Raw genomic sequence first — 7,637 nt, forward strand, 5'->3', positions numbered from 1 at the left:
CCACGCACTCGCCCGCGAGCGCCAGCGCCGTCGATTATCACCCGACCGCCGCACACGGCGGAGGAGCCGTCCCGGCCGGTGGGACGGCTCCTCCTCGTTCCGTGCGGGCCCGGCGGCGTTCCGTGCGGGCCCGGTGCCGTTCCGTGCGGGCCCGGCCGGGTCAGCCGAGCTTGGACACGTCGCGGACGGCGCCCCTGTCGGCGGAGGTGGCCATCGCGGCGTAGGCGCGCAGGGCCTGGCTGACCTGCCGGTCGCGGTTCTTCGGCCGGTAGCCGCCCGCGGCCTCCAGGGCCCGGCGGCGCTCCGCCAGGACCTCCTCCGGGACCTCCAGGGAGATCCGGCGGCCGGGGATGTCGATGGCGATGGTGTCGCCGTCCTCGACCAGCGCGATGGTGCCGCCGGAGGCCGCCTCCGGGGAGGCGTGGCCGATGGACAGGCCCGAGGTGCCGCCGGAGAAGCGGCCGTCGGTGACCAGCGCGCAGGCCTTGCCCAGACCCCGGCCCTTGAGGAAGGAGGTCGGGTAGAGCATCTCCTGCATGCCCGGGCCGCCCTTGGGGCCCTCGTAGCGGATGACGACGACGTCGCCCTCCTTGACCCGCTTGGCGAGGATCGCCTCGACCGCGTCCTCCTGGGACTCGACCACGACGGCCGGGCCGCTGAAGGTCCAGATCGACTCGTCCACGCCGGCGGTCTTCACGATGCAGCCGTCCTCGGCGAGGTTGCCGTACAGCACGGCCAGGCCGCCCTCGACCGAGTAGGCGTGCTCGACGCTGCGGATGCAGCCCTTGGCGGCGTCGGTGTCCAGCGACTCCCAGCGCTCGGACTGCGAGAAGGCCTCGGCGGAGCGGACGCAGCCGGGGGCGGCGTGCCACAGCTCGACGGCCTCCGCGGAGGGCGAACCGCCGCGCACGTCCCAGGTCTTGAGCCACTCGGCGAGCGAGTCGGCGTGCACGGTGTGGACGTCCTCGTTGAGCAGACCGCCCCGGTACAGCTCGCCGAGGATGGCCGGGATGCCGCCGGCCCGGTGCACGTCCTCCATGTAGTACGAGCCGTTCGGCGCGACCTTGGACAGGCAGGGCACCTTGCGGGAGATCGCGTCGATGGCCCGCTGGTCGAAGTCCAGCTCGGCCTCCTGGGCGGCGGCGAGCAGGTGCAGGATGGTGTTGGTCGAGCCGCCCATGGCGATGTCCAGGGCCATGGCGTTCTCGAAGGCGGCGCGGGTGGCGATCGCCCGGGGCAGCACCGAGGCGTCGTCCTGGCCGTAGTGGCGGTTGGTGATCTCGACGACGGTCCGGCCGGCGTCCTCGTAGAGGGCGCGGCGGGCGGTGTGGGTGGCGAGCACCGAACCGTTGCCCGGCAGCGAGAGGCCGATCGCCTCGGTCAGGCAGTTCATCGAGTTGGCGGTGAACATGCCGGAGCACGAACCGCAGGTGGGACAGGCGTTCTCCTCGATGATCGCGATGTCCTCGTCGGAGACGTTCTCGTTGACCGCCTGGGAGATCGCGTCGACCAGGTCGAGCTTGCGCACGGTGCCGTCGACCAGGGTGGCCTTGCCGGCCTCCATCGGGCCGCCGGAGACGAAGACGGTCGGGATGTTCAGGCGCAGCGCGGCCATCAGCATGCCCGGGGTGATCTTGTCGCAGTTCGAGATGCAGATCAGGGCGTCGGCGCAGTGCGCGTTCACCATGTACTCGACCGAGTCGGCGATCAGGTCCCGCGAGGGCAGCGAGTAGAGCATGCCGCCGTGGCCCATCGCGATGCCGTCGTCCACGGCGATCGTGTTGAACTCGCGCGGGATGCCGCCCGCCCGCTTGATCGCCTCGGAGACGATCCGGCCGACCGGCTGGAGGTGGGTGTGCCCGGGCACGAACTCGGTGAAGGAGTTGGCGACCGCGATGATCGGCTTGCCGAAGTCCTCGCGGGCTACGCCGGCCGCCCGGAGAAGCGCCCGGGCGCCTGCCATGTTGCGACCGTGGGTGACCGTACGGGACCTCAGCTCGGGCACTGTGCTCCACTCCTTCGGGGCTCTCGCGGGCACCCCGCTGCTGGGAGGGTCCGGGGGCCGCTGTGGGTACCGAGCCTACGCCCGCCGTCCGGCCGGCGGACGCTCCGTCCGCGATGCGGGCAGGCGGCGGGCCTCCCCGGTCAGTCCCGCTTGACGGCCACGGTGAGGTCCAGGACGTACGGCTCGACCACCTGTCCGTCCGGGAACTCGGCCAGCAGCGCCGCGCGCTCGGCGGCGAGCAGCGGTTCGCGCCGCTCGGGGTCCAGCGAGGCGAAGTAGGAGCGCGAGGTGAGGTTGTCGACCACCTGCTCGACCGGCACCTGCCGCTGCCAGCGCAGCTCGGCACGGGAGACCTCCAGCCCGGCGGCGGCGAAGGGCACCGTCAGCTCGGCGATCCGGCGGTAGCCGTGGTAGCGGCCCGACAGCGCCGCCCACAACCGCTCGTCCCGGGCGCGCACCCACGGGACGCTCTCGTCGAAGACGTTCCACCAGGCCGCGACGGCGCCGCCCGGCCGCAGCACCCGCAGCACCTCGGGGACGGACTTCTCGGGATGCGTCCAGTGGAAGGCCTGGGCGTAGGTGACCAGGTCGGCGGAGCCGTCGTGGAACGGCAGGTCGTCGCCGACGCCGCGGACCAGCGGCAGGTCCGGCGAGACGGCCTGGAACTGCGCGGCCATCCCGGCGGAGGGCTCGACCGCGACGACGTCCGCGCCGCGGGCGGCCAGCAGACGGGTGGCGATGCCGGTGCCGGCGCCGACGTCCAGGACCCGGGCGCCCTTGAGCCCGCGGCCCCAGAGCCGCTCCAGCTCGTCGAACAGCCCCTCCGGGTAGCCGGGGCGGCCGCGGTCGTACGCGGCGGCCACCGCGCCGAAGCTCCCGGCCAGCTCGCGGAAGTTGCGGACCTCACTGAAGCCGCCGGCCCCGCCTGCGTTCTGATCGTTCGTCACTTCTCCCCCTCGGTAGGGCGGTTCGCGCCCGATCCGGCCGGACGGCTCAGCGTACGCGCGAGGGGGTGGCCAGGTGCAAGCGGGTAAAAGCGAGGGCCTCGGCCAGATCGGCCTCGCGTTCGGCGGGGGAGGCCGAGCGCCGGGTGTTGACCTCCAGCACCACGTGGCCGTCGAAACCGGTGCGGGCGAGGTGCTCCAGCAGCTCGGCGCAGGGCTGCTTGCCGCGGCCGGGGATCAGGTGCTCGTCCTTGCCGGAGCCGCTGCCGTCGGCCAGGTGGACGTGGGCGAGCCGGTCGCCCATCCGCTCGACCATCGCGAAGGTGTCGATCCGGGAGGTGGCGGCGTGCGAGAGGTCGATCGTGAAGTGCCGGTAGTCCTCGTCGGTGACGTCCCAGCCCGGCGCGTACGCGAGCATCTCGCGGTCGCGGTAGCGCCACGGGTACATGTTCTCGACGGCGAAGCGGACGTCCGTCTCGCCCGCCATCCGGTTGATGCCCTCGACGAACTCCTTGGCGTACTGGCGCTGCCAGCGGAACGGCGGGTGGACGACCACCGCGCTCGCGCCCAGCTTCTCGGCCGCCGCCCGGGCCCGGACCAGCTTGGTCCACGGGTCGGTGGTCCACACCCGCTGGGTGATCAACAGGCACGGCGCGTGCACGGCCAGGATGGGCAGCCGGTGGGCGTCGGAGAGCCGGCGCAGGGCGTCGATGTCCTGGCTGACCGGGTCGTTCCAGACCATCACCTCGACCCCGTCGTAGCCGAGCTTGGCGGCCAGCTCGAAGGCCACGGCGGTGCTCGCCGGGTACACCGAGGCGGTGGACAGCACCACCTTGGTGTCGGGGATGTGCAGGGCCGGGTGCCGGGGCAGCACCAGCCGGTCGGTGGTGCGCAGCAGCGGCGGGCGGGCGGCGTCGCGCTTGGCGGCCTTGACCGAGCGGACGGACTGGACGGCGGCCTTGGCGGCGCCGGCGGCCCGGGCGGTGCGGGTCTCCTTCGGGACGGGCTTCGCGGCGGCTCTGTTCGGGGTGCTCCTCCCGGTGGCGGGCTGCTGCGCGGTGTGCTGCTGTGCGGTGCGCTTCCGTGCGGTGGCCGTCTTCGCCGTGTCCGCCGTGTTCGCCGTCTTCGCCGTCTTCGCCGGACCCGCCGCGGTCGGCTTCGCGGTCTTCGCCGCTGCCGTCTTCGCGGTGCGCTGGGCGGCCTTGACGGCCTTCGCGGCCTGCTTGGCGGCCTGGGCGGCGGTGGCGCCCGCGACCGCCTTGCCGAGCCGGCGGCGCGGACCGTCCGACCGCGACTGCCCGCTCCCGGGAGTGCGGCCCTCCTGCGTTCCGTCCTCGCCCGCTGGTTGCACCACGGGAGACAGCGTAAGCGGAGCACGCTGCGAACGGGGCGGGATGACCGGCGCAGTGACCATCGGCACGTTGACCCGGCCGCGGTCGATCGACGGCCGGCGTTCGGGCGCGCCCGGCGTTCGGGCGCGCCCGGCGTTCGGGCGCGGCCGGCGTTCGGGCGCGGCCGGGTTACGGGGTGAGCGCCGGGCGGCGGCGGTCGGCCGGGCTGTCCATGGCGTCCAGGCGGCGCAGGATGATGCCCTCGCGCAGCGCCCACGGACAGACGTCCAGCTCCTGCAGGCCGAACAGGTCCATCGCGGCGTCGGCGACCAGCGCCCCGGCCAGCAGCTGCTTGGCCCGGCCCTCGGAGACGCCGGGGATCCGGGCACGCTCGGCGACGGTCATCGCGGACAGCCGGGGCAGCCAGGAGGCCAGCCCGCTGCGGGTGAGCCGGCGGTCGGCGTACGGGCCCGCGTCGGCGGGGGCGGCGCCCGTCATCCGGGCCAGCTGCTTGAAGGTCTTGGAGGTGGCGACCGCGTGCCGCGGCGGGCCGAGACGGTTGATCTCGCCGACCACGGCGGCCAGCTCGGCCCGGATGTGTCGTCTCAGCTCGCGCAGCACCTCCGGGTCGGCGACGTCGCCCGGCAGCCAGCGGGCGGTCAGCCGGCCGGCGCCCAGTGGCAGCGAGCAGGCGACATCCGGCTGCTCGTCCAGGCCGCAGGCGATCTCCAGCGAGCCGCCGCCGATGTCCAGGTTGAGCAGCCGGCCCGAGGACCAGCCGAACCAACGGCGGACGGCCAGGAAGGTGAGCCGGGCCTCGTCCTGTCCGGAGAGCACGCGCAGCTCGACGCCGGTCTCGGCGGCCACCCGGCGCAGCACCTCCTCACCGTTCGCCGCCTCGCGCACGGCGGAGGTGGCGAACGGGAGGATGTCGACGACGCCCTTGTCCTCGGCGACCCGCAGCGAGGAGGCGACATGGCCGACCAGCCGCTCGACGCCGGCCGCGCTGATCGCGCCGTCCGCGTCCAGCAGCTCGGCCAGACGCAGCTCGGCCTTGTGCGAGTAGGCCGGCAGCGGGGCAGCGCCCGGATGGGCGTCCACCACGAGGAAGTGGACCGTGTTGGAACCTACGTCGAGCACACCGAGTCGCATAACTCTCCACGCTACGCGATGCGGACCCTGGTGAGAGGGGGTGTGACGGTATTCGCGCTGGTCCGGGACCGGGCGGCGGGACCGACGGCGATCCGGCGGCCCGGGTCGTCCGCGCCCGGACCGTCCGGGCGCTCAGTGGCCGCGCGGGCGGGCAGGGTGCCGGCGGGGTGGGCGACGGTACCGGCGGTGCGGGTGGGCGACGGTACCGGTGACGGCCGGCCTGTTGTGACGGCCGACCGTCACAACAGGCCGTCCCACAGCTGCTCCACGATGACGGCCCACCAGTTCTCCGGGTCCGCGAACACCGTGCCGTCCACCTCCGCCAGCGCGCGTTGCAGGACGTCCACCGCCCCACCCGCAGCCACCGGGTCGAGCCCGCGCAGAACGGGCCACCAGCCGGCGAACACCTCCAGGCAGCGGACGAAGGCGCGCAGGCTCTCATTGCAGTGACGGACGGTCGCGTAGTCCGGGTCCACCGCCCGGACGGCGCCGTCCACCGGGCCGAGGGCCAGCAGCGCCCAGCCGTCCGTCCCCAGCACCAACTGCCCGGCGAGCGCCAGGCGCTCCCGCTCGGCCGCCCGGGTGCCGCGCCCGGACTCGGCCAGCTGCGCGGCGAGCTGGGGCAGGACGGTGCCCTGGCGGGTGCCGTCGGCGATCGCCTCCGTGCCCGGGTGGTGCAGCGCGAAGAGCCCCGGCACCGCCACCGGGACGCCCACCGCCAGCAGCAGCGCGGCCGCGTCCCCGGGCAGTTCGGCGCGGGCGACGTCCGCCGGCTCGAAGCGCTGGACGCCCGCCGGGCCGAACCGCTCCGCGAGCCGGGCGGCGAGCGCGCTGTCGGACTCGTCGGCCGCCTCGCCCGCCGGGTGTGCCCCGCCCGGTGCGCGGGGGAAGGGCACCCGGTTGCGGACCGGACCGTCCGGCGACGCGGGCAGCGCCCGTACGGCGGCGGCCCGGTGGTCGAAGCGCGGGCCGTACGGGAGCTCGAAGTCGATCCGGGCATGGGGCAGTTCGGCGGTCAGCGCGTACGACCAGTAGCCGCCGGGCAGGGCGCTCATCCGCAGGTCGGTCCGGACGGCGAGCACGTCCTCGGCCGCCACACCCTGCTCGCGCAGCCACCACCAGCCGCGCAACGCCGGGTGCGGCAGGCCCGCCGCGGAGCGCAGGGCCAGCGACCGTTCCTCACCCGTGTCGTCCCGGTAGGTCAGCTCGGCCCGGGCACCCCGGCCGGTCGCCGGCGGGAGGGTCGGATCGTAGCCGCCGGCGCCCACGAAGTCCCGGTACAGCCCGACCACTTCGTCCACCGGCACCGAGGGCCACACCGTGAACCGTCCGCTCTCCCGGTCCACCACGGCACAGGCCGCCCCCACCTCCTCGGGCGCCCGCCGCTCCCCCGTGCGCGGGTCGACCACCAGCCGGGCGGGCTCCGCCCACACCACCCAGCCGAGCTCGAACTCGTGGGTGCACACCCGCCGCACCGTCCCGGCACCCTGCGGCAGATCCCCGTTGACCCACCGGTGCCCCGCCTCCACCGCCTGCGCCCGCGAAATCACCCGGCCACCCCCGTCCCGTCCACTCCCCGCCGCCCATCCCGGCCCGACCCGCGACCCTACGCCCGCGCCCCACGCCCGCACCAAGCACCAAGCACCAAGCACCGGAAGCGCACCCCCTCATGCACGAGAAGTCGGCCCCGCCGACTTCCCACGCGGGCGTCCACATCCCCTGCCGCCCGGCGACCGGCCCCGGAAGAACAAATATGACGTCCGGTCTACATATTCACGCGCAGACCCAAGCCCGCCCGGACCGGATCCGCGTGAGAAGTCGGCCCGGCCGACTTCTCACGCATCACCGCCGACGAATATGTCGGTCGGTCTACATATTTCTGCCAGACTCGAACCCAGCCATCCCGAATGCACACAGAAAGTCGGCCGGGCCGACTTCTCACGCGGGCTCCTTCCACTGCCCCGCATTCCACCGTGCGGCAAGTCCGCGAGGTCGACTCCCCACGCGGACCCCTCCCGCTACCGCGCATTCCACCGCCGAGGGCCAGCGCGGCAGGCCGCCGCGCAGGAAGTCGGCCTGGTCGACTTCCTGCGCACCGCTCCCAGTTCCGCGCTTCCTCCCCTTCCGAGGGGAGATCGGAAGAGCGTGGTGTTGGGAAAGAGTGTTGGTAGTGGTGTAGATATCGGGGGGGGCCGGATCAATAAA

General features: G+C 74.0%; 5 protein-coding genes. All 5 read right to left on the bottom strand.

Features of this window, described 5'->3' with window-relative positions; all coding sequences use genetic code 11:
- Nucleotides 1-160: 160 nt before the first annotated feature.
- The 5 genes from ilvD to ACIQOV_RS17830 all read right to left on the bottom strand — a co-directional run bounded on the left by ilvD (nucleotide 161) and on the right by ACIQOV_RS17830 (nucleotide 6,898).
- Entirely contained in the window at nucleotides 161-2,005 is a 1,845-nt protein-coding gene (ilvD, locus tag ACIQOV_RS17810) for a dihydroxy-acid dehydratase (protein WP_401049486.1), read from the bottom strand.
- A gap of 140 nt (nucleotides 2,006-2,145) precedes the next feature.
- Nucleotides 2,146-2,952 (bottom strand): class I SAM-dependent methyltransferase, encoded by an 807-nt coding sequence (locus ACIQOV_RS17815; RefSeq protein ID WP_401049488.1) that lies wholly within the window; start codon nucleotides 2,950-2,952, stop codon nucleotides 2,146-2,148.
- Nucleotides 2,953-2,998: 46 nt separating this feature from the next.
- Nucleotides 2,999-3,802: a sugar phosphate isomerase/epimerase family protein gene (locus ACIQOV_RS17820; protein ID WP_380542246.1), complete on the bottom strand. Its 804-nt coding sequence runs from the start codon at nucleotides 3,800-3,802 to the stop codon at nucleotides 2,999-3,001.
- A 667-nt stretch (nucleotides 3,803-4,469) separates the two neighbouring features.
- Entirely contained in the window at nucleotides 4,470-5,432 is a 963-nt protein-coding gene (locus ACIQOV_RS17825; protein WP_401049489.1) for a Ppx/GppA family phosphatase, read from the bottom strand.
- Nucleotides 5,433-5,671: 239 nt separating this feature from the next.
- Nucleotides 5,672-6,898: an SUKH-4 family immunity protein gene (locus ACIQOV_RS17830; protein WP_401049491.1), complete on the bottom strand. Its 1,227-nt coding sequence runs from the start codon at nucleotides 6,896-6,898 to the stop codon at nucleotides 5,672-5,674.
- Between the last annotated feature and the right edge of the window lie 739 nt (nucleotides 6,899-7,637).

Source organism: Kitasatospora sp. NPDC091257, from assembly GCF_044757675.1.
In the GTDB taxonomy this organism is placed as follows: Bacteria; Actinomycetota; Actinomycetes; order Streptomycetales; family Streptomycetaceae; genus Kitasatospora; species Kitasatospora lactacystinica.